The organism is Lysinibacillus sp. NPDC096212, assembly GCF_044763105.1.
Classification (GTDB): Bacteria; Bacillota; Bacilli; order Bacillales_A; family Planococcaceae; genus Lysinibacillus.
In genome coordinates this window covers 1-20,693 of the sequence record NZ_JBIWFQ010000040.1, presented here as the reverse complement: position 1 = coordinate 20,693, position 20,693 = coordinate 1, and the positions used below count along the sequence as shown (strand labels likewise).

Annotated in this window: 22 protein-coding genes and 1 pseudogene; 20 read left to right on the top strand and 3 right to left on the bottom strand. The window is 37.5% G+C overall.

Annotated elements, in window-relative coordinates; all coding sequences use genetic code 11:
* The first annotated feature begins 49 nt into the window (after positions 1 to 49).
* Both ACIQ7T_RS25635 and ACIQ7T_RS25630 read left to right on the top strand, forming a co-directional pair.
* Positions 50 to 931 (top strand): endonuclease domain-containing protein, encoded by an 882-nt coding sequence (locus ACIQ7T_RS25635; protein ID WP_402874687.1) that lies wholly within the window; start codon positions 50 to 52, stop codon positions 929 to 931.
* A 228-nt stretch (positions 932 to 1,159) separates the two neighbouring features.
* Positions 1,160 to 2,941 (top strand): annotated as a pseudogene (locus ACIQ7T_RS25630) (vitamin B12-dependent ribonucleotide reductase); the annotation flags it as partial.
* 168 nt (positions 2,942 to 3,109) lie between these two features.
* On the opposite strand, the gene ppsA reads toward ACIQ7T_RS25630, so the two are convergent.
* On the bottom strand, positions 3,110 to 5,710 hold the full coding sequence (ppsA, locus tag ACIQ7T_RS25625; protein WP_402874684.1) for a phosphoenolpyruvate synthase: 2,601 nt from the start codon (positions 5,708 to 5,710) through the stop codon (positions 3,110 to 3,112).
* Between the two features lie 876 nt (positions 5,711 to 6,586).
* Between ppsA and ACIQ7T_RS25620 the strand changes: the two genes are divergently transcribed.
* Positions 6,587 to 7,495, top strand: a complete 909-nt coding sequence (locus ACIQ7T_RS25620; protein ID WP_370079829.1) for an NAD(P)H-dependent flavin oxidoreductase — start codon at positions 6,587 to 6,589, stop codon at positions 7,493 to 7,495.
* Positions 7,496 to 7,552: 57 nt separating this feature from the next.
* Here ACIQ7T_RS25620 and ACIQ7T_RS25615 read toward each other — a convergent pair whose 3' ends face one another.
* A complete protein-coding gene (locus ACIQ7T_RS25615) occupies positions 7,553 to 8,485 on the bottom strand; it encodes a DUF1385 domain-containing protein (RefSeq protein ID WP_402874681.1) in 933 nt (310 codons plus the stop codon).
* 170 nt (positions 8,486 to 8,655) lie between these two features.
* Between ACIQ7T_RS25615 and ACIQ7T_RS25610 the strand changes: the two genes are divergently transcribed.
* From ACIQ7T_RS25610 to ACIQ7T_RS25540, 15 genes are all read left to right on the top strand, one after another.
* Positions 8,656 to 9,081, top strand: a complete 426-nt coding sequence (locus ACIQ7T_RS25610; protein ID WP_402874678.1) for a hypothetical protein — start codon at positions 8,656 to 8,658, stop codon at positions 9,079 to 9,081.
* A 60-nt stretch (positions 9,082 to 9,141) separates the two neighbouring features.
* Positions 9,142 to 9,576, top strand: a complete 435-nt coding sequence (gene aroQ, locus ACIQ7T_RS25605; RefSeq protein WP_053483682.1) for a type II 3-dehydroquinate dehydratase — start codon at positions 9,142 to 9,144, stop codon at positions 9,574 to 9,576.
* Between the two features lie 2 nt (positions 9,577 to 9,578).
* A complete protein-coding gene (locus tag ACIQ7T_RS25600) occupies positions 9,579 to 10,640 on the top strand; it encodes a M24 family metallopeptidase (RefSeq protein WP_402874675.1) in 1,062 nt (353 codons plus the stop codon).
* A gap of 17 nt (positions 10,641 to 10,657) precedes the next feature.
* Positions 10,658 to 11,215: an elongation factor P gene (efp, locus tag ACIQ7T_RS25595; protein ID WP_370079837.1), complete on the top strand. Its 558-nt coding sequence runs from the start codon at positions 10,658 to 10,660 to the stop codon at positions 11,213 to 11,215.
* Between the two features lie 266 nt (positions 11,216 to 11,481).
* Complete coding sequence (locus tag ACIQ7T_RS25590) at positions 11,482 to 12,489, top strand: NAD(P)H-dependent flavin oxidoreductase (RefSeq protein ID WP_402874672.1); 1,008 nt, start codon at positions 11,482 to 11,484, stop codon at positions 12,487 to 12,489.
* 136 nt (positions 12,490 to 12,625) lie between these two features.
* Positions 12,626 to 12,835, top strand: coding sequence for a hypothetical protein (locus tag ACIQ7T_RS25585; protein WP_012295089.1), 210 nt, complete (start codon positions 12,626 to 12,628; stop codon positions 12,833 to 12,835).
* A 5-nt stretch (positions 12,836 to 12,840) separates the two neighbouring features.
* Positions 12,841 to 13,218, top strand: a complete 378-nt coding sequence (locus ACIQ7T_RS25580; protein ID WP_370079841.1) for a hypothetical protein — start codon at positions 12,841 to 12,843, stop codon at positions 13,216 to 13,218.
* Positions 13,219 to 13,230: 12 nt separating this feature from the next.
* On the top strand, positions 13,231 to 14,142 hold the full coding sequence (locus ACIQ7T_RS25575; protein ID WP_402874669.1) for a stage III sporulation protein AE: 912 nt from the start codon (positions 13,231 to 13,233) through the stop codon (positions 14,140 to 14,142).
* 1 nt (position 14,143) lies between these two features.
* The gene (locus tag ACIQ7T_RS25570; RefSeq protein ID WP_199777723.1) at positions 14,144 to 14,287 is read left to right on the top strand and encodes a hypothetical protein; all 144 of its coding nucleotides are present in this window, start codon (positions 14,144 to 14,146) and stop codon (positions 14,285 to 14,287) included.
* Positions 14,288 to 14,349: 62 nt separating this feature from the next.
* Positions 14,350 to 14,769 (top strand): hypothetical protein, encoded by a 420-nt coding sequence (locus ACIQ7T_RS25565; protein WP_370079845.1) that lies wholly within the window; start codon positions 14,350 to 14,352, stop codon positions 14,767 to 14,769.
* The gene (locus ACIQ7T_RS25560) at positions 14,770 to 15,327 is read left to right on the top strand and encodes a SpoIIIAH-like family protein (RefSeq protein ID WP_370079847.1); all 558 of its coding nucleotides are present in this window, start codon (positions 14,770 to 14,772) and stop codon (positions 15,325 to 15,327) included.
* A gap of 200 nt (positions 15,328 to 15,527) precedes the next feature.
* Positions 15,528 to 16,028: an acetyl-CoA carboxylase biotin carboxyl carrier protein gene (gene accB / locus ACIQ7T_RS25555; protein ID WP_370079849.1), complete on the top strand. Its 501-nt coding sequence runs from the start codon at positions 15,528 to 15,530 to the stop codon at positions 16,026 to 16,028.
* 13 nt (positions 16,029 to 16,041) lie between these two features.
* On the top strand, positions 16,042 to 17,400 hold the full coding sequence (gene accC, locus ACIQ7T_RS25550; RefSeq protein WP_370079851.1) for an acetyl-CoA carboxylase biotin carboxylase subunit: 1,359 nt from the start codon (positions 16,042 to 16,044) through the stop codon (positions 17,398 to 17,400).
* An 88-nt stretch (positions 17,401 to 17,488) separates the two neighbouring features.
* Positions 17,489 to 17,725, top strand: a complete 237-nt coding sequence (locus ACIQ7T_RS25545) for a hypothetical protein (RefSeq protein ID WP_402874665.1) — start codon at positions 17,489 to 17,491, stop codon at positions 17,723 to 17,725.
* A gap of 26 nt (positions 17,726 to 17,751) precedes the next feature.
* Positions 17,752 to 18,342 (top strand): hypothetical protein, encoded by a 591-nt coding sequence (locus ACIQ7T_RS25540; RefSeq protein WP_370079855.1) that lies wholly within the window; start codon positions 17,752 to 17,754, stop codon positions 18,340 to 18,342.
* 302 nt (positions 18,343 to 18,644) lie between these two features.
* Here ACIQ7T_RS25540 and ACIQ7T_RS25535 read toward each other — a convergent pair whose 3' ends face one another.
* Complete coding sequence (locus tag ACIQ7T_RS25535) at positions 18,645 to 19,091, bottom strand: hypothetical protein (protein WP_370079857.1); 447 nt, start codon at positions 19,089 to 19,091, stop codon at positions 18,645 to 18,647.
* A 506-nt stretch (positions 19,092 to 19,597) separates the two neighbouring features.
* Here ACIQ7T_RS25535 and ACIQ7T_RS25530 point away from each other — a divergent pair.
* Together ACIQ7T_RS25530 and ACIQ7T_RS25525 are read left to right on the top strand one after the other, a co-directional pair.
* Entirely contained in the window at positions 19,598 to 19,831 is a 234-nt protein-coding gene (locus tag ACIQ7T_RS25530; RefSeq protein WP_370079911.1) for a hypothetical protein, read from the top strand.
* Between the two features lie 366 nt (positions 19,832 to 20,197).
* Positions 20,198 to 20,518, top strand: coding sequence for a hypothetical protein (locus ACIQ7T_RS25525; protein WP_370079915.1), 321 nt, complete (start codon positions 20,198 to 20,200; stop codon positions 20,516 to 20,518).
* Positions 20,519 to 20,693: the final 175 nt, after the last annotated feature.

Genomic DNA, 20,693 nt, shown 5'->3' with positions numbered 1-20,693 from the left:
CTGGAAACTCTTTAACGGAAATATTGTCACTTTAATCGAGGTGGGAATTATGGATGTTTATGATGCGAAACAGCCACAGACTTGTTTAATATGTGGTTTTACAATAAATCATAATAAACAAGGTTGGTATACGTCTCATTTGAAAAATGAGCATAACTTAACGTTAGATAATTATTTAATATCTTATTTTTATCCAATAGAAATGGTTACCTGCCAATATATTTTATGTAATAAAGAGGTTAAATTGAGGCGTGGTATTCCCAATCAATTTTGTAGTAGAAGCTGTCGAGGAAAAGGTGAGCCTTTAACTTGTGTAATTTGTGGAAAACTATTCGATGAAAAACATCGGCAGACTAAAACTTGTAGTAAAGAGTGTGCGAGTAGGCTTCGATCACAAAATACAGGAAAATGGCATAATGAAATGCCGGATGAACAAAAGAAGGTTCATTTTGAAAATATCATTTCAAAAACAGCTAAAACTAGAAAAATAAATGGAACTCCTTCATGGAATAGCGGTAAGACAGGGGTTTATAGTGAAGAAACCATCGAAAAGATTCGACAAGCTGCATTAAAGCAACTAGAGAGGGAAACATTTAGAAAAACTAGTATTGAAAGAGCTTTAGAGCATTTCTTAGTTGAACAATCAATTCCCTACAAATATTCCTTCATCTTTGAAGGAGCACAATTTGATTTTCTACTATTAGGGACAAATATTCTAATTGAGTGTGATGGCGATTTTTGGCATGGGAATCCAAAATTTTATTCCACTTTTTATGAAGTTCAAAAGAGGATAAAAGCCAGGGATATTGAAAAAAATCGAATTGCAGCGGCTCACGGGTACACTTTACTTCGTTTCTGGGAAGATGAGATAAAAAATGATTTTGAAAATGTTAAAAAACGCATTATAAATGCACTGCTAGCTACAACGTAACTGGAAACGGTAAGCGTGAATGCTTGAAAATAGCAGTGGGATAAAGACAATCAGCAGCCAAGCCTCTTTCAGAGAGGAAGGTTCAACGACCATCGAAAGCACGCTATGTTAGCGGAAGTGAGTAGAGTAGGAGTGAAGCCACTCCGAAGTGCGAGGACATCTAATAAGATGTAAGATATGGTCTCAACTTCTATGGTGACATAGAGAGTGGGTATAGCGAACCCGCGTAAGAAATCGGCACAAATGATTATGCTGGCAGATTGGCATCCTGATATCGTGGAATTTATTATTTCGAAAATGCAAAATCCACGTATTCTTCGATACCTAATCGAAAATACAACGGATAATTCAATTATTCGTCTAGCAAAAGAAAAATTAAACTTTAAGCCTCTTTCATCTCAAGAGGAAGCTATGTACCAAGGTATTGTTAACTATAAAGGTATCGAAGGCTTAGGCGGTTTTGATACGGCTATTATTCGTGAAGCAGAAAACAAACTTCGTGATGGTGGTACTTATACTGTTCACAATCAAGAGTTTTTAACTGGTGCAAATATTTCTGTAACATTAACAAAAGAATTTATGCAAGCTGTAGAAAATGACGCTGACTTTGAGCTTCGTTTCCCAGCTGTTGAAGAATATACAAAAGAAGAGATGGCTATTTACAACAGTGAATGGCATAAAGTTGGAGATGTACGCGAATGGGAGAAAATGGGCTATAAAGTACGCACTTACCGCACGATTAAAGCGAAGGAATTATGGAATTTAATCAACGTTTGTGCAACATACTCTGCAGAGCCAGGTATTTTCTTCATCGACAACGCTAATGACATGACAAACGCAAAAGCTTATGGTCAAAGCGTTGTAGCGACAAATCCGTGTGGGGAACAACCACTTGCACCATATTCTGTGTGTAACTTAGCGGCTGTGAACTTAGCACAGTTTGCGAATAAGGAAGATCAAACAATTGATTATGAAGCACTACGTGAAACAGTTCGTGTTGGTGTTCGTATGCAAGATAATGTTATTGATGCTACACCATACTTCTTAGAAGAAAACCGTGTACAAGCTCTTGGAGAGCGTCGTGTTGGCTTGGGTGTAATGGGCTTAGCGGACTTACTAATTTATTGTGAGAAAGAATATGGCTCAGAAGCGGGTAATGAGCTAGTTGATGAAATCTTTAAAACGATTGCTGAAACTGCGTATGAGACGTCAACGGAGCTTGCAAAAGAACGCGGTAGCTTCCCATTCCTTGTAGGAGCAACTGAGGAAGAGACAGCACGTTTACGTAAAGCATTTACTGAAACAGGCTTTATGCAAAAAATGCCTGCACACATTAAAGAACAAATTTTAGCAACTGGTATTCGCAACTCACATTTACTGACAGTAGCTCCAACTGGTTCTACTGGTACGATGGTTGGTGTGGCAACAGGTCTTGAGCCATACTTCTCATTCACATATTACCGTTCTGGTCGTTTAGGTAAATTCATCGAGGTAAAAGCAGAAATCGTACAAGAATATTTAGGACGTCATCCAGAAGCTAATGAGAATGAACTTCCTGAATGGTTCGTTACGGCTATGGAGTTAAAACCAGAAGCACATGCTGATGTACAATGTATCATCCAAAAATGGATCGATTCATCTATTTCAAAAACTGTAAACGCACCAAAAGGTTATACAGTACAACAAGTTGAAAAAGTATACGAGCGCTTATATAAAGGTGGCGCTAAAGGTGGTACGGTCTATGTAGATGGTAGCCGTGATTCACAAGTACTGACACTAAAAGCTGAAGAAAATGATATGGATCAACTATCATTTGAAGAAGAATTAGTAGAAGTACCAACGAAGCGTCCTGTTGTATTAGTAGATACGATTCAAGCATTAGAATCGACAACAGTTATTGGTTCGGATGTAGGGAATACTTGTCCTGTATGCCGTAAAGGAACTGTTGAAGAAATTGGTGGCTGTAATACATGTACAAACTGTGCTGCACAGTTGAAATGTGGCCTATAAAATAATGAAAAAGTGTCTATCTCGTCAAAATGACGGATAGACACTTTTTTTATTTTCATTTAGACAAAAGCTAACTACGGAAGTACCCCCACCTTTGAGGGGGAGGCCTAAGCACAAAGCCGATTGCCGTCCATTAAGACAGAGGCTCTTACTTGACGTTTTTAGTTATTACAATATTTCAATATACCCTTCTGTTCCATGTACGCGAATTCGTTGCCCGTCTTTAATCAGTTTAATGGCATTTTCCACCCCAACAACTGCTGGTAAGCCATATTCACGCGCGATAACTGCTCCATGGGTCATCAGTCCACCAACTTCGGTAACTAGACCTTTTATGGATACAAACAATGGTGTCCAGCTAGGGTCAGTAAAGGAGGTAACTAATATATCTCCTTCTTCTATATCGGCATCTTCCATGTTTAAGATGACACGAGCGCGTCCCTCGATAACTCCAGAAGAAACAGGCAGCCCTACAATAGCTTTGGCTGGGAGATTTTCTCGTTTGTATTCACCTACAATGATTTCACCATCAGACGTGATAACGCGTGGGGGAGTAATTCTTTCATATAATTTGTACTCGTCTTTTCGCTCGCTGATGATCTGGTAATCTAGTTTATTTGTGTGTACGATTTCACGAAGTTCTTCAAAAGTGAGATAGTATATATCTTCTTTTTCATGAATAACGTTGGCTTGTACGAGTTGTCCGGCTTCTTTCAGTAAAGCCTGCTTATAAACGAAGTAGCGATTAATCATGCCGTATTTTGGATACTCGCGATAACCGATGAAATTTCGGATTAGGCTGATCATTCGTTTTGTTTCTTTGGCTTTTTGTTCACCATCCGGTAATTGCTTCAATCGCTCTAATAACTCTTGTTCTTTTTTCAAAGCTTCCTGTCGCCCTTGCTCAAATTTCCGAGTGCTGGCATTAGGCTGCAAGTTTTTGATATTGTTAAGAATCATGGGGACAAGTGTAATCGGTTTTTCACTCCAACGAGGTTTCGTAATATCGATTTCTCCAGCACATCGCATTCCGTATTTGTTGAGAAAAACATAGAAAGCGTCTCTAGCTTCCTGTCCACCATTGAATTTAACTAGTTCATCCAAAAAGGTATCATCTTTTGTGTGTTGTAAATATGCAATTACTTCTGGATAAGGACGGATCACATCTGCGACATCTAATAGTGCTAGACCCATTTCCGAAGTAATATTATTTGGTACAGATTGAGAAAGCGTGTCTGCTACGTTTTTTTCACCTAACCACTCGTTCATTTTTTCATTAACCCATATTGAAGCATTTATAGCAGCCATAAATACAGCTGAACTTTGTGGGTCAAATAAAAACTTCTTTAATTCCTGAATATCTTCTAGAATAAAATCAAATAAATCTATTCCTGATTTCGTTTGGATGTTTTGTTTTAACTCTTCTATGGATGTTTGATTTCGCTTAATCAATTCAGAAACGATTGATGGATTGTTTTCAATTTGTGCTAGCGTATCTGTATTGCCTCTGTTGGGACTCGGTGCTTTAATATCATTCGGTAACGATTTTATAAAATCTCCACGCTCAATGATGTTCATAAGTGCGTCTTTCATGAGCGGATCGTGTTGTCCCATAGCATTTAATAAATTGTTTCTACTGACCGGTAAAGCTAGTTGATGCGTAACATCAACAAACAACCTTCCGCCTGCTTTACGCATGGGCGCAGAAGTCGTTAACAGAAAAAAAGACAATCCCAATGGTTTCATAGGATCGGTCATCATTTGTTGGTGACCGACAGATATATAGACGTGGTTTTCTTGATCATTCGCTTTAGGGATGGGGAAAAGGGTCGTGATTGGGCGACTTTGGACAATATAAAATGTATCATCAACCAAACACCATTCGATATCTTGTGGGCAATCAAAATAAGCTTCGATCTGTCTGCCGATGCGTGCTAGTTGTAAAATCTGTTGATCGGTAAGTGTTTGTGTCTTTTGCTGATTCGGATCGATCTGTTGTGTCTCTGTTCCTCCTCCTTTTAGGCTATAGATAGCTAATTTCTTGGTTGCTATCATTTTATCGACGATTTTATCTTCCTGTACTTTATAACAATCGGGAGAGACCAAGCCAGAGACCAGTGCTTCTCCGAGTCCAAAACTGGCATTGATTGATAGCAGTTTTCGGTTAGAAGTTATCGGATCAGCGGTAAATAAAATCCCTGATGCTTGTGGGAAAACCATCCGTTGTATGATAACGGATAAATACACTTGACTGTGGTCAAATCCATTTTGCATACGGTAGATTACCGCGCGATCCGTAAATAGGGAAGCCCAACATTTGCGAATATGCTGCAAGATGGAATCTTTGCCGATGATATTTAAATAGGAGTCTTGTTGACCAGCAAAAGAGGCATGTGGTAAATCTTCAGCAGTCGCACTAGAACGCACTGCGTAAGCATGGTCATCACCTAGCTGAGAGAGTGTGTGTGCAACTGAATTTACAACGTCCGAAGGGATTTCTACTTCCATAATGATTTGTCGAATCTTCCTGCTGATTTCGCCAACTTGATCTCGATCCTCTACTTTTAGCGTTAATAGTTGGTCCAACAATATTTGAAACGTTTCGTTTTGTTCGATGGCTTTTTGATAACCCACCGTTGTAACACAAAATCCCTCTGGTACTTGTATTCCTTCGATTTTTGATAATTCCCCTAAATTTGACCCTTTTCCACCAACGAGCAAAAGCTGTGTTTTATCCATTTCCTGAAAACCAAGAACTAAAGAATTCATTCTGCATCTCTCCTAACCATTTTATTGAGAAAAAATATTTGACAAGAGCTTACCAGTGCGATATAATTAAATTATAAAATAGGATTACTATGCACATTTTGTAGACGACAATTGTAATATAATTATATCTTCGTGTCTGTTTTTGTGCAATATTAAAGAACTTGGTGAAAATATCCAAGTCTCTTCTTGATTTCCCTCTTCCGCTAATCACATCAAAAACCTGATTTAATCCGACTCAATACATAGTTAATCCCGGCATGCCTAAGATACTTTTTAACTCTTCTGCGGTTTTTTCTTTCCTATTTCGCTAAATTAATTCCTTCACGTTGACGTATTCGAATTAGATCACGTCTAACGGATTTACTATACCCATAACCGTCATTAAAAATTGCCTATACGGATTATCTTGCCACCAACGGGTGCTTATGTTGAATTACGCTTAAGCAATGTTCTTCAACAAAACCACATAATAAAAATAATATGATATCCATTAAAGGGCGCGATTGTGAAGGACGCAGGTAGAAAATGATCAAACTTTTTTATAAAACTGATAATTAATTCTTCTGGATAAGAATCCATTTTGATCTATCTATGTTCAAAATGGATTCTTTTTATTTATCGTAAAATACTGGTTGTGGGGTATTTTTGATCGAACTTTATTTCAAAGTAACCATCTATATCGTTAACAAGACGGATAGGTACTTTTTTTATCTTCATTTAGACAAACCCTAGCTACGGAAGTCTCCCACCTTTGAGAGGGGAGATGGGTCCTTGTCATTTCAACGTAAGATGTGGGGTCAGAACTAAAATTTAAATTTTTTTAGTAGGATTTTCAGGAAATCTCTCGAAATATTTAAGTATAGAGGGGGAGAGTGTATGTTTAGTTTACCAATTATAGTAGCTCCGATGTTTTTAGTTTCTAACCCTAAGATGGTTATTGAAGCTAGTAGAGCAGGGGCTATCGGTTCATTTCCATTATTAAACGCAAGACCCGCTTCAACATGTGCTGAGTGGCTAGAAGAAATAAAAAAGGCACTACCGACTGAGCAATGGGCAGTCAACTTAATATGTCATCCTGTAGCGAATACACGTTTTGAGGAAGATATACAGTTAATTGAACAGTTTCAGCCACCAATTGTCATTACGTCACTCGGTAATCCAAAGAGAGTTTTGGACATTGTACATGGCTATGGTGGGAGGGTCTATGCAGATGTTGCGAACGTCAAGCATGCAGAAAAGTCTGCTGCAACGGGTGTAGACGGACTAATTCTTGTTTGTGCAGGTGCTGGTGGGCATGGTGGGCAACTGAACCCATTTGGCTTTGTATCTGCCGTAAAGAAATTCTTTACGGGGACAATTATTTTATCAGGTTCCATCTCTAGCGGTGCAGACGTATTAGCTGCTCAAATAATGGGGGCAGACTATGCTTATATGGGTACTCGTTTTTTAGCTTGTGATGAAGGAAATGCACCTGAGGAGTACAAAAATATGGTAATTGACAGTGATACCTCTGATATTTTATATACCGATGCCTTTAGCGGTGTCCATGTTAATGTGTTAATTCCATCTTTATTGAAGGAAGGCATTGATCCAGCGACATTGAAGCCAAGAGAGGATGTTGATTTGACACATCTTGTCAATGTAAAAGCATGGCGAGATATTTGGTCGGCGGGTCATGGTATCACAAATGTTATCAAGCGAGAATCGGTTCGTGAAATACTCATAACATTGGAAGCGGAGTACGAGAAAGCAAAGCAACAAATAATTTCTGTACAGCCATTGTAAAAACTATAAAAAAGGGCAAGTCCAACCAAACTCATCAGTTGGACTTGCCCTTAATTTTTAATCATGATTTAAAGTAGCTGCGATTTCTGGTTGCTGTTCAACTTGAAGCAGCATATTGAAGGATGCGATGGCTACTTCTACTTGCTCATCCTTAGGCTCACGTGTTGTTAGTAATTGCAGCCATAAGCCTGGATAGCCCAGGAAGCGTAACACGGGAATATTACGGCACGCATTTGTCGCTTGAAGTACTTCAAATGATATACCAAGAACAACTGGAATTAATAGAATACGGTCCAAAATGCGTAACCAAAGTGGATCAGTTGGCACGAAGAAATATAAAAACATGCCTACGAACACAGTGAACAGCATAAAACTACTACCGCAACGATAGTGTAAGCGTGATTGTGCTTGCACATTTTCCACTGTTACGTCCATACCAGCTTCATAGCAATTGATAACCTTATGTTCTGCACCATGATATTGGAATACTCGTTTAATTAGTGGCGTTAAAGATATAAAATATAAATAGGAAAGTAGTAAAACTAACTTAATGCCACTTTCAAGTAAAATTTGACCAGTTTTGCCTTCTATCCATTTAGAGAAAAAATCCGCAATAAATACTGGAATTAATGTAAAGGCAAATTTACTGAATAAAAAGGTAAGAATACCTACAACTGCAACGCCTAAAATCATTTGAAGTCTCGAGCCTTCCTCTTTATGCTCTTCTTCTTCGCCAGGTGTAACGTCGAAACGGTCCCCTGAAAATTGCATGTGGCGAGAGCCTAAACCAGCTGATTCAATCAGTGCTACAACGCCCCGTACCAATGGAATTTTTTTAAGCTTTTGTAAAATAGGGTTTTGAACTTTTTTAAAATGATAATAATCAATGGAATCATCGTTACGGCGAATAGCGGTAACCGTATGTTCCTTTCCTCCGAACATTACACCTTCTAATTGTGCTTGTCCCCCGTATACAGGTGAATTGCTCAAGGCTAACACCACTCTCTTTATATATTTCAACTGTACCATTGTACTAAATTTAGTGAAAAACCTCTAGAGTTACGCATAGTAAAATTTCTATATGGTTACACTAATCGTACAGTTTAGGAAATGATTAACGTTTGAAAATAAACTCGTGGTACAAGTTAGGAGGATTTTACTTGAAAGTAGCTAGTATAACATCGCTCGTCAGTGCACTTGTTTTAGCATTGTGTTTAAAGGGACTTGAATACTTTCAACTCATTAAATGGAATCCAATAGGTTTTTATAAGAAGTGGGATATATTTGAAGGTAGCTCAAAACTATTTCAATGGAGCTTTCTCATCCTAGTCTTATTTTTTATTGGATTTTTATTATTTATTACATTGAGATATATCTATATTATCCCAGCTGTGCTATCTTCTTTTCTACTTGGCCTATTTTTGTCCATCACATTAGAATGGATTGTTCTGGATTTGCCTTTACAATCTTCTTCCTTTAAAAAACTATCAATCCCTTTCATGGTCATTGTTATTTGTCTATTACGTTTCTTGCTTGAAACTGCGAATTTTCATCAAAAGGAACACACAGCACAAAAAGGAAATTAGTTGCTGTCTGCGCCTTGTATGATAAAATAATGGCAAGTACATAGAAAGAGGCGAATATGCGTGAAGTTATTATGTTTGAATGGACCTAACTTAAATCGACTAGGTAAACGAGAGCCACATATTTATGGGTATGAAACATTAGAAGATGTGAAAAACAATGTTCAGAATCTTGCGGCGTCTTTAGGTGCAACTGTCGAGTTTCGTCAATCTAATCATGAAGGGGTACTTGTTGATTGGGTACATGAAGCAGAGGACGAAAAATATGATGGTATAATCTTTAATCCCGGTGCATATACCCATACAAGCATTGCGTTACATGATGCAATTGCAGGGATTTCTGTGCCGGTTATAGAAGTACATATTTCAAATATCCATAAACGTGAGGCTTTCCGTCATCATTCTTATCTCGCTCCGGCATGCCTTGGTCAAATCAGTGGACTAGGTACGAAAGGCTATGAACTGGCACTACGCACATTTATTGAGAGGGAGAATTGATTATGATGAAATTACAAAAGCTACGTAAGGCACTTCAGGAACAAAATATTGACGGTATTTTAATTACAAACGAGTACAATCGTCGTTATATGACTGGTTTTACAGGAACAGCGGGCGTAGCGATTGTGTCTCAAAATGATGCTGTGTTTATCACGGATTTTCGTTATACAGAGCAAGCAGCTGCGCAAGTACAGGACTTCCGAATTGTAAAGCATGAGGCGACGATCATTGAAGAAATTGCAACACAAGTAAAAAATATGGGCATCAAATTATTGGGCTTTGAGAAAGATACTGTTAGCTATGGCACGTATGAGCTGTATAAAAATAAAATTCAAGCTGATTTAGTGCCGATTTCTGGGCTAATTGAAAAAATTCGCTTGATTAAGACGCAACAAGAGATTAATATTATTAAGGTTGCGTGTGAAATTGCTGATCACGCATATACACATATCTTAAACTTCATTAAGCCTGGTAAAACAGAGCTTGAGGTTTCGAATGAATTAGAATTTTTCATGCGTAAACAAGGAGCAACTCAATCCTCGTTTGATATAATTGTTGCGTCTGGTCTTCGCTCAGCTTTACCACATGGCGTTGCAACGAATAAAGTGATTGAAAAAGGCGACTTTGTCACATTAGACTATGGAGCACTGTACAATGGCTATATCTCGGATATTACACGTACTGTGGCAGTTGGCGAGCCATCTGAAAAATTAGTGGATATGTACAACGCAGTCCTTGCTTCCCAGCTCTTAGCACTTGAAAAGGTTGGGCCTGGCTTCACAGGGATACAAGCAGATGCGATTGCACGTAACTACTTAACAGAAAAAGGATATGGCACGGCATTTGGTCATTCATTAGGACATGGGATTGGTCTTGAAGTACATGAAGGCCCTGGCTTATCAATGCGTTCAGAAGCGGTGCTAGAGCCAGGTATGGCCGTAACGATTGAACCAGGAGTGTATTTACCGGGAATCGGTGGTGTACGTATCGAGGACGATATTTTAATCACAGAGACAGGTAATGAACTGCTAACTCATTCGTCAAAAGAACTTATTATTTTATAAACTATGGAGGAACACAAATGATTTCAGTAAACGATTTCCGTACAGGTCTAACAATTGTTGTAGATGGCCAATTATATCGCGTGTTAGATTTCCAACACGTTAAACCAGGTAAAGGTGCTGCGTTCGTACGCTCTAAATTACGTAACTTACGTAACGGTTCAGTAAATGAAAAAACTTTCCGTGCTGGTGAGAAAGTTGAAAAAGCACAAATCGATAACCGTAAAATGCAATACCTTTATGCACAAGGTGACGAGCATGTTTTCATGGACTTAGAATCATATGAGCAAACTGAACTTGCTTCAGCTGCAATTGAATATGAATTAAAATTCCTAAAAGAAAACATGGAAGTTCATATTCAATCATACCAAAGTGAAATGCTAGGTGTTGAATTACCAAATACTGTTGAGCTAGAAGTAACAGAAACAGAGCCTGGTATTAAAGGTGATACAGCTTCTGGTGGTACAAAACCTGCAACTCTTGAAACAGGTCTTATTGTACAAGTGCCATTCTTCGTAAACCAAGGTGACAAGTTAATCATCAATACAGAAGAAGCTTCTTACGTTTCTCGTGCGTAATAAATAAAAACATTCAGCCTACTCTTTTTTAACAAAAGGGTAGGTTTTTATTTAACTTCTTTCAGGGGTGTCAAAACATCTGTACCTGTCGCTACGCTTTCGGTACAAAAAATATCTGCTCGTATTCTATACATATAAAGTTATTTTTTGTGACAATAGATAGAGAAATAGCGACCTTTACTATTTTTATAAAAAGTAGTTTCTACCATTTGGTATGTGGTCATATTTGGAAAAGTTGTTTACAATAATAGTAAGGAGTGAATGCTATGTTACAAACAATTTTTGAGACCACGTCTCCAATAATACAGGCGCCAATGGCTGGTGTAACTACGCCAAAATTTGTGGCTGCCTGTGCAGAGGAAGGTATTTTAGGCTCGATTGGAGCAGGCTATTTAGATGGCAAGCAAACAAAAAGTTTTATTCAGGAAGTTAAAAAGCTAACGAAAAAGCCATTTGCTGTTAATTTATTTGTACAGGAAGAGCCACGTATTGATATCGATGTACTTCAAAAAGCTCGAATGGCTTTACAACCGTTTTATGATGAGCTTGGGCTTTCGCCTGTACAAAGTGTCACGTCCAAGGAAGTATTTGAAGAACAAGTACAAGCTGTTCTTGATGAAAATGTAGCCATTTGTTCCTTTACGTTTGGCATTCCTTCAGCAGATGTGATTCATCGTTTAAAGGACAACAATGTTTATGTTATTGGTACAGCTACTACATTAGAGGAAGCGAAGCGTGTAGAACAAGCAGGGATGCAAGCTGTTGTCCTTCAGGGTGGTGAAGCCGGTGGTCATCGTGGTTCTTTCACTGAACCAATGCAATTAATTGATTTGCATGATTTACTGCAGCAAGTAGTAGGACAAATTTCCATACCGATTATTGGTGCTGGGGGCATTGTCACAAAGGAAGATGTAAGTAAAGCACTAGCAATAGGTGCTCAAGCGGTTCAAATTGGTACAGCGTTATTAGTAGCAGATGAGTGTGAAATTTCACCTCTTTATAAAAATGCCTTGCTTGAATCGAAAGCGCAGCAGACGACGATTACTCGTGCTTTTTCTGGTAAACCAGCAAGAGGCTTAGCAAATGCTTTTACGGAACGTATGAAGGATGCTGTTGTAGCACCTTATCCATTGCAAAATGATCTAACTACAACTATTCGTAAAGAAAGTGCAAAACAGAGCAAAGCCGAATATTTATCGATGTGGATGGGTGAAAAGAGCTATTTAGTGAAACAACCAGGTTCTGTGAAAAGCATCATTGAAAAGCTACTGTAACTTATTTCCAATCCCGGACGTAGGTTTGCCAAGGCATCATTAATTTCATAAAAATACTAAGATCTCTATACGTATGTATAGAGGTCTTTTTTTTGGGGTAGCAACATATATTGCTGTACACGAGGGGGCGTATGAAATGGAATTACAAGACGTATTAAGAGTCGCTGGAGTGGGACTAGTAGTTGCGCTTCTTCATGTCTTCTTTGATCAAACAGGAAAAAAAGAATTTTCATTTTTCCTATTTTTCATTGCCTACTTATATATGACAGCGGAATTACTGCGATTTTTACGTCTATTTTTCAATGAAATCCTTACATTCTTTCAATGGCTGACCTCTTCTGGGTAATGTAAATGGAAATTGTCATTGTAGCTGTTGTCATGCTGCTTTTATTATTGCTTATAAAAGAAGTCATAAAGCCACTCCATGCGCTGATTAGTGTAATGTTTTCGTTTTTGCTGTTTAGTATGCTGTTTTCTACACTCCTATTGCCATTCATCAAGCAATTGCTTGAGACATTAGCTTTTTTGCCTTATGCAAAAGCAATTGTAGTAAGTGCTAGCCTTTTTTATGTAGGGCAATGGGTGTCTTTTTTACTTGTAGAACAAAGCTATAAAGTACTCGGGCATATTGTCTACGATGGGGTCAAGATTGTTATTTTGTTGTACTGGTTTAAGGAATTTTTGGCTGTTTTACAGGAGGTGTCGGCCATTTTACAACGGCTAAACTAAGGGGCGAAGACATTGCTGGAGCAAATATTTTCGTTTTTAACGGATCCATTTTTTCTATTGCTGAAGATGACGCTTATTTTGTGTGGCTATGTCATTATTATTTTGATTGTTAATATGATTTTACCAGAATTTGAAAAAGGGACAAGGATACTTTTTTTTCTTATTGTACTGGCGACTATAGGACCAGTTGTTGTGAGTTCATTTAATTTGATAGACGAAATAGCACAGGGACTTGCACATATATTTACTGCATTTTATCCCATTCTTACTTCAAGTTTTCTTTTATCTAGCAGTATTACAGCGATTGCTTCTTGGCAGCCTTTTTTACTTTTCTTTGTACAAGTCTTAACGATTATTAGTAGTAAATGGCTTATTCCAGGAGTGCTTTTTGCCATTGTGTTTGATGTCTGCAGTGTCATTGTTAAAGAAATTTCGTTTACGAGAATTGCCGAATTGATTCGTTTTACCATTATGAGCATCGTCTCGGCATCTGTAATTTGTTACATCATTTTAATGTCGGCGAGTGGCGTGGCCGCATTTAGTGTCAATGCAGCTGTTGCAGAGCCTGTGAAGAAATTAATAGAGGAAAATATTCCGGTTGTTGGTTCCTTTATAGTAGATAGTTTTTCGATGTTCCAGCATATGACACAATTTTCCTCTTCTATTACTAGTATTTCTGCTTTTATAGCGGTTATTACCGTGTCGTTTATTCCAACAGTTCAGCTTGTTGTCAGTGCGTATTCGTTGAAAATGTTAGCTGCTATTTTAGAACCGATTGCTTTTGATGATATTTGTAAACTACTTGATCATGTTAGTAAATCTCTATTTACCTTATGTGCTGTATCATTTCTAATTGCTTTTTCATTTATGTTTTCTTGTTTATTCCTCATCGTTTTTGTGCAAGTTATGGCTGGGGGGAGATAGATTGATTCTTTTATTAGCGATGCTCTTTATCTGTCAGATATTTGTGTTTTTAACAGAAGATAAAGAAATAATTTCACTTACAAAGCTTGTTATTACGTTAGTATTTTTGCAATTGCTATTAAAGATTCCATTTATCAATTCATAGGAGGAAACAAGCGTACATACACTTGAAAAAGAGAAGATGAAAGGAGGCAATGTACAAGTGATGTGGAAAAGAAACGAAAAAAATCAACGTCATTTATAGTCTTAATGCTTATTGCTGCCTCCGTGGGAATTTTCATCATTTTACCAATGTATCAAACGGGTACAACGAATGGGCAAGTAACTTCGATGACCAGTGAAGAAAAACTTGAACAAACACTAAAGGCTATGAAAGGTGTTGGGGAGGTTAAAGTCTATTTTTATTACGGAGATATGACAGCTGAGAAGGATGACAATAAACTATTCAGTCAATATTTTCGAGGAACTGAACAAGGCACGAAAGAAGTAACAGGGATGCTAATTGTTTCAGAAGGAGCATCAGATATCTTTGTGAAAAATGAAATTCGTGCTGTTGTTAGTCAAGTAATGCAATTGCCGATTCATCGAATTATTATCGTTCCAATGGAGAATAAGGAGGAAAAGTAAATGCGCGTACGTAGAAGAACAGTTTGGTTTATGACATTATTAAGTCTAGTAGCGGTTATCTCAGTGTATTATTTGGTTGATCCAGCAAAACAATTTAATGGACTAACTATTTTCACAGATGACGCATTACAGCAAACTGCGGTAACGGGTGTGACTGATCAAGAAGCAACGAAAGAGGGAGAGACGAAGGAAGTATCTTCTCCAAGTCATTTATTTGAAGAAATGCGCATGCAAGTTAGTGATGAAAGAAGCCAGCTTCGTTTGCAATTAGAGCAGAAGATCGGTTCAAAAGATTACACAGCAGAACAAAAAAGTGAAGCTTATAATGAAATGGATAACCTTATAAAACAAGAATCCTCTGAAGCAATGTTAGAAATGCTTATTAAATCTTCAGGTTACTCCGATGCGTTTGTTCGAGCAGATGGTGATAAAGTACAGGTAACTGTTATGGCTGAGGAGCTATCAAAAGCTCAAGCAAATGAAATTATTTACTTGGTAAAAACAGAGATGGAAGGCGCAAATGACGTCCAAGTAAAATTCAGCGCGAATAACTATTAAAAATAGAGAGAAAAAGAGGAATTTTCTGTTTATTTGAAACTGTTGTTATATATCAGTATAATGAAAAGGCTTTCGTTTAGTAAAGGAAAGCCTTTTATTTTGTTCATATTTACTTAATTTGCATTAAAGTATTTCAAATTGTTCGAAAAAAATATAAAATAGTATTTGTAGTAGATTTTATTTCATAAGGAGAGTTAGAAATGTTCAAAATTCAAGAAATTCGCGAAATTATTAAATTAGTAGATTCTTCTTCGATTGACGAGTTCGTTTACGAAGTAGATGGCGCAAAAGTTAAATTAAAAAAGAATGGTGTTGTTGTTACTGATACTGTAGCACCTAAAAAAGAAGTAGTTGCACCTGTTGTACAACAGTCTGCGCCTGTAGCAGCTCCTGTAGCACCAGCTACTCCAGCAAAAGCTGAAGAAGCACCAGCTGCAGCACCAGCAAATAACGACCCATCGTTACATAAAATTGTGTCACCGATGGTTGGAACTTTTTATCAATCTCCAAATCCAGATTCACCAGCTTACGTTAAAGTGGGGGACAAAGTTGGTGATGAAACAATCGTATGTATCGTAGAAGCTATGAAACTATTCAACGAAATTGAAGCAGAAGTTCAAGGGGAAATCGTTGAAGTACTTGTTAAAGACGGTGAATTAGTAGAATACGGTCAACCATTATTCCTTGTAAAAGCTGAGTAAGGAGTGCACAACCATGAAAAAAGTTTTAATTGCAAACCGCGGCGAAATCGCTGTGCGTATTATTCGTGCTTGTAAAGAGTTAGGCATTCAATCTGTTGCCGTATACTCAGAAGCAGACGCTGACGCATTACATGTGAAATTAGCAGACGAAGCATATTGTATCGGGCCAAAGCTTTCAAAAGATTCATATCTTAGCTTCCCAGCTTTACTTAGCGTAGCAGAAAAAACTGGTGCAGACGGTATCCACCCAGGTTACGGTTTTGTATCTGAAAACGCTGACTTCGCTGAGGCTTGTGAAAACGCAGGCATTAAGTTCATTGGACCTTCATCTGATTCTATTAAAATTATGGGTATTAAAGACGTTGCACGTACAACAATGGAAGCAGCAGGTGTTCCACTTGTTCCGGGTACTGGTATTGTTCCAGATATCGAAACAGGTAAAGAATGGGCTGCTAAAATTGGTTACCCTGTGATCATCAAAGCAACTGCTGGTGGTGGCGGTAAAGGTATCCGTGTAGCTCGTACAGAAGAAGACCTTGTAAAAGGCATTGAAATTACGCAAAAAGAGGCTGCTGCAGCATTCGGTAACCCAGGCGTATATTTAGAAAAATTCATCGAGTACTTCCGTCACTGTGAAATCCAAGTATTAGCGGATGGCTATGGTAACGTTGTACATTTAGGTGAACGTGACTGTACCGTTCAACGCCGTATGCAGAAATTAGTAGAGGAAGCTCCATCTCCAGCGCTATCTTCTGAGCGTCGTGCTGAAATGGGTGCCGCTGCCGTTAAAGCTGCTGAAGCTTGTAACTATGAAGGTGCCGGAACAATCGAGTTTATTTATGACTATCAAGAAGATAAATTCTACTTCATGGAGATGAATACTCGTATCCAAGTAGAACACCCAGTAACTGAAATGATTTCTGGTGTGGATCTTGTACAACAACAATTAAAAATTGCATCTGGTGAAAAACTTCCTTTCACTCAAGATGATATACAATTAAATGGTTGGGCAATTGAATGCCGTATTAACGCAGAAAATGCTTATAAAAACTTCATGCCATCAGCTGGTACTGTAGATACTTACGTAACTCCAGGTGGCTACGGTGTACGTATTGACTCTGCTGTATATGCTGGCTATACAATCCCACCATACTATGACTCAATGGTTGCGAAACTAATTGTTCATGCCAATACACGTGAAGAAGCGATCGCGAAAATGAATCGTGCGCTTAGCGAATTTGAAGTATCTGGTCCTGGGATCAATACAACAATTCCGTTCCACCAAGCATTGATGAACAATGACGTGTTCAAATCAGCGCAATTCAATACGAAGTTCCTAGAAGAGAATGATGTTTTGGGGAAAAGCAAGTAATTGTGATTTGTGGATTTAGGGAATAGAACACCCATCAAAGTTCTTAATTTTATTACCTCCTAACTTTTATTAGTTAGGAGGTTTTTTTATGTCCCAAAATATACAGAGAACAGGGATATTTGATTTGAATGACTTTACAGGAGGCATACAGATACCAAACTTTAATGGAGCATTTCAACAGGATGACAAAGAGCTAATTGCACCTCCAAAATTTTTAGTGGACGTCACAGAATTGAGCTTCTGGAAGCCCACTTCTTCAGAGATGGAAGGAATGAAGTGCTTTTTTCTTTATAGAACATATGTTTATATTGTATATTGTGAATAATCAAAAAAAGAAAGGAGTGACGGGTAATGACGAAAGGGAAGAAAGATTGTTTTGTTATAGAACTCAAGTTACTTATAGATACATGGCAAAAGGATATTCTATTAAAACGTTTTGAAATTGCCCGTACACTCTATAATACAACTTTGTCTTATGCAGTAAAACAATATACTTTAATGCAAGAATCAAAACACTATCGAAAACAATTACGTTGCTACCAAAAAGCGAAAAAATCGAATGATTCAAAAGAGTTGAAGCAGACTGCAAAAGAATTAGATAACATTCGTCAATCTTTTGGGTTAAGTGAATATCAACTGCATGCGTATATTAAAAAGCATCAACATAACTATAAAAAACATATAGATAGCAATACTTCTCAGAAGATCGCCTCTACTGTCTGGAAAGCGGTTCAAGATGTTCTATTTAAAGGGAGTAAAGAACACTTTAAACGTTACGGAATGCTTCATTCTGTAGAAGGGAAATCTAATAAAGCAGGCATTCGATTTAAAGAGAATATTGTCTATTGGAATGGATTAACCCTTCCTGTGCGTATTCGCAAACAAGATTTGTTTGTAATTGAGGGGTATTCCTTCGTAGGTAGAGCTACCTGCCTTCGTTAAAACTTATTGCCAACACAACATCGGTTGTGTAAATAAGAAAGTCTTATGGAACAGAGGATAAATCAAAGATGTTGTACACAGGACATGGCAACACCATCTGTGGAGAGCTTTGTAACGCTTCTCTTAAGTACATAAGAACCCCACTGCTTTAGCTGTGGGAGTAGTCAGGAGAAGGGCATCAAAATCGCTAATGCATTGCTCTTTTTTAAAATTATCTCCAAGCATTTCATTTGCCAACAATCCCATACACGGTCTTTGTGCCAATAGTGATTAAAAAAAACTAGAGACGTTTGCATTCGTCTCTAGTCATTTTTTAATATTAATTTTCGGGATTTTACATCGTAAATTTCGTAACCCATAGTAAACATATTGTCTTTTGTAAACATATTTTCTTTTGCAACTGACACCTTACAATAGTAAGGAATTGACATACCATAAGCATCCAGTTCAGGAATATCGAATGAGGTATATTGTTCACCAGTTTCGATCATTTCAAAAGTTGCTGATGTACGGCGTCCGAATGAACCAACTTCGATCGTACACTCTCCACTAATAACGTCATAATCTTTTTGGATAATAGATTTTAGACTCGGTAGGGTAATCACTAATAACGTAACACCTACTAAAAAACCAAAAAGAGACTTAAATCCATCGAAAGATAGCAATTCTTTGTCTTGATACATAAAAATTAATGATATAGCTTGCGAGAGAGCGAGTATTAATCCTATTGAGAGTACTATATAATACAATTCTTCACTTCCTATGTATAACTGTTGAATATTTCCTTGTGCAAATTTGAAGTTGGCCTAACATATTTTATCGTATTATTCTTATCAAGGTAAACAGGATTATTATTCATGATTAATTTGAATAAAGGGGTCTAAAGCTAAAGGAAAGTTTAAAGAGCGTAAACGAAGTTAGTTGAAGGCGAAGAAGAAGAAGTCAGACGCAACGCAATCATTAAGGATTATCAATACGGCGTTTCAATTGTTGACATTCGCAAGACTTACAAAGCCGGAAAAGGAACAATTTATCGATTGCTTGGACGTGAAGGAATAAAACGATAACAAAACGATCAACGAAAGAATTAAATCTCGTTTGTTGGTCGTTCTTTTTTGCGTTGAAAGTGCGTGACCCCAAAGCCCTTTATTCTGACAGGTGCATTCTGGTGTTCGGAACTTGCGCACAGCTTTTAAACATTTTGAAGAATAATAGTTATAATATACACATTAATATTTGTAAAGATGGTGAAACGATGGAACAGATGATAAAGGAAATGATGTCTCCAAGTAATCAATATAAAGTTCAAATTATAAAAAGGAGGGATGGTCTTTATACAACAGAAGTATATATGTGGCAAGAAGACTGCGGATATGAATTTTGGAGTCCAATAAAGATAGGATTGAGTTTAATTGAGACAGAAGAAGGTGCAGTGACATTAGCCATTGAACATTTAAGAGAATACTCTGGTGAAATTATCATTCTTTAGTTACCTCACTTATTCAACGCTGTCAGACGTATCGAGATCGTTTAAGTGGATAGTTGGTAGTCATGAGCAATATATAGAATTTAGTTATCCCGATTAACTTACGTCAGTTTTGCGTTAAAAAAATAAGCGCAGGAATCCCCATAAGCTCATAACTCGTTTTAATAGCCCAAAATAAAAGTCATGACAGCCGATTATCATGTTGTGTCAAGGGCATTATACTCCGAATTAAGGAGAGTGATTGACGGTGCATACACGAAATTTATCAGTAGACCAAGTACGCATAAAGCTAGGCTTACATACTAATAAGAATGCTTTTGTCTTGGAGATATCGGAATTGTGAGAGGCTAGGTAGTTATGGAGGTTGTAATGGTTTATATTACTCGTAAGCAGAATTCGAGGTCAGGCTTATTTGATTTAACAGTATTGCCACCTTTTATGAAGCATGTTATTTGGATGTGTTATAATCAAATTTATGAAGAAATCTACACTAACGGTGCAGTATGGTTAAATGAAATAGGGGGACAGATGATGGATAATCAATATGTCGTAGGTTGGGGTACATTGGCGTTGATAAATGCTGCACTTGCACAAGGGAAGAATAGAACAGGGTTCAATTGGTTTTTACTTTCTCTTTTGTTAGGCCCATTAGCAACACTAATTTTGTTATTTGTTGAAAAGAGACAGTAACACTACATATTCACAATAATTTATATAAGTTAATAAAGTGAGAAGCGTGGTAATGTAGACTCTCACTTATTCAATTAGGGAGTCAAGTCCTTAATATTGTGTAAAATTTTATACAAAGTTTTCAACTCTGATCCTTATCTAAACATCAGATTGGTGAAATAAATTGGGCTAACTC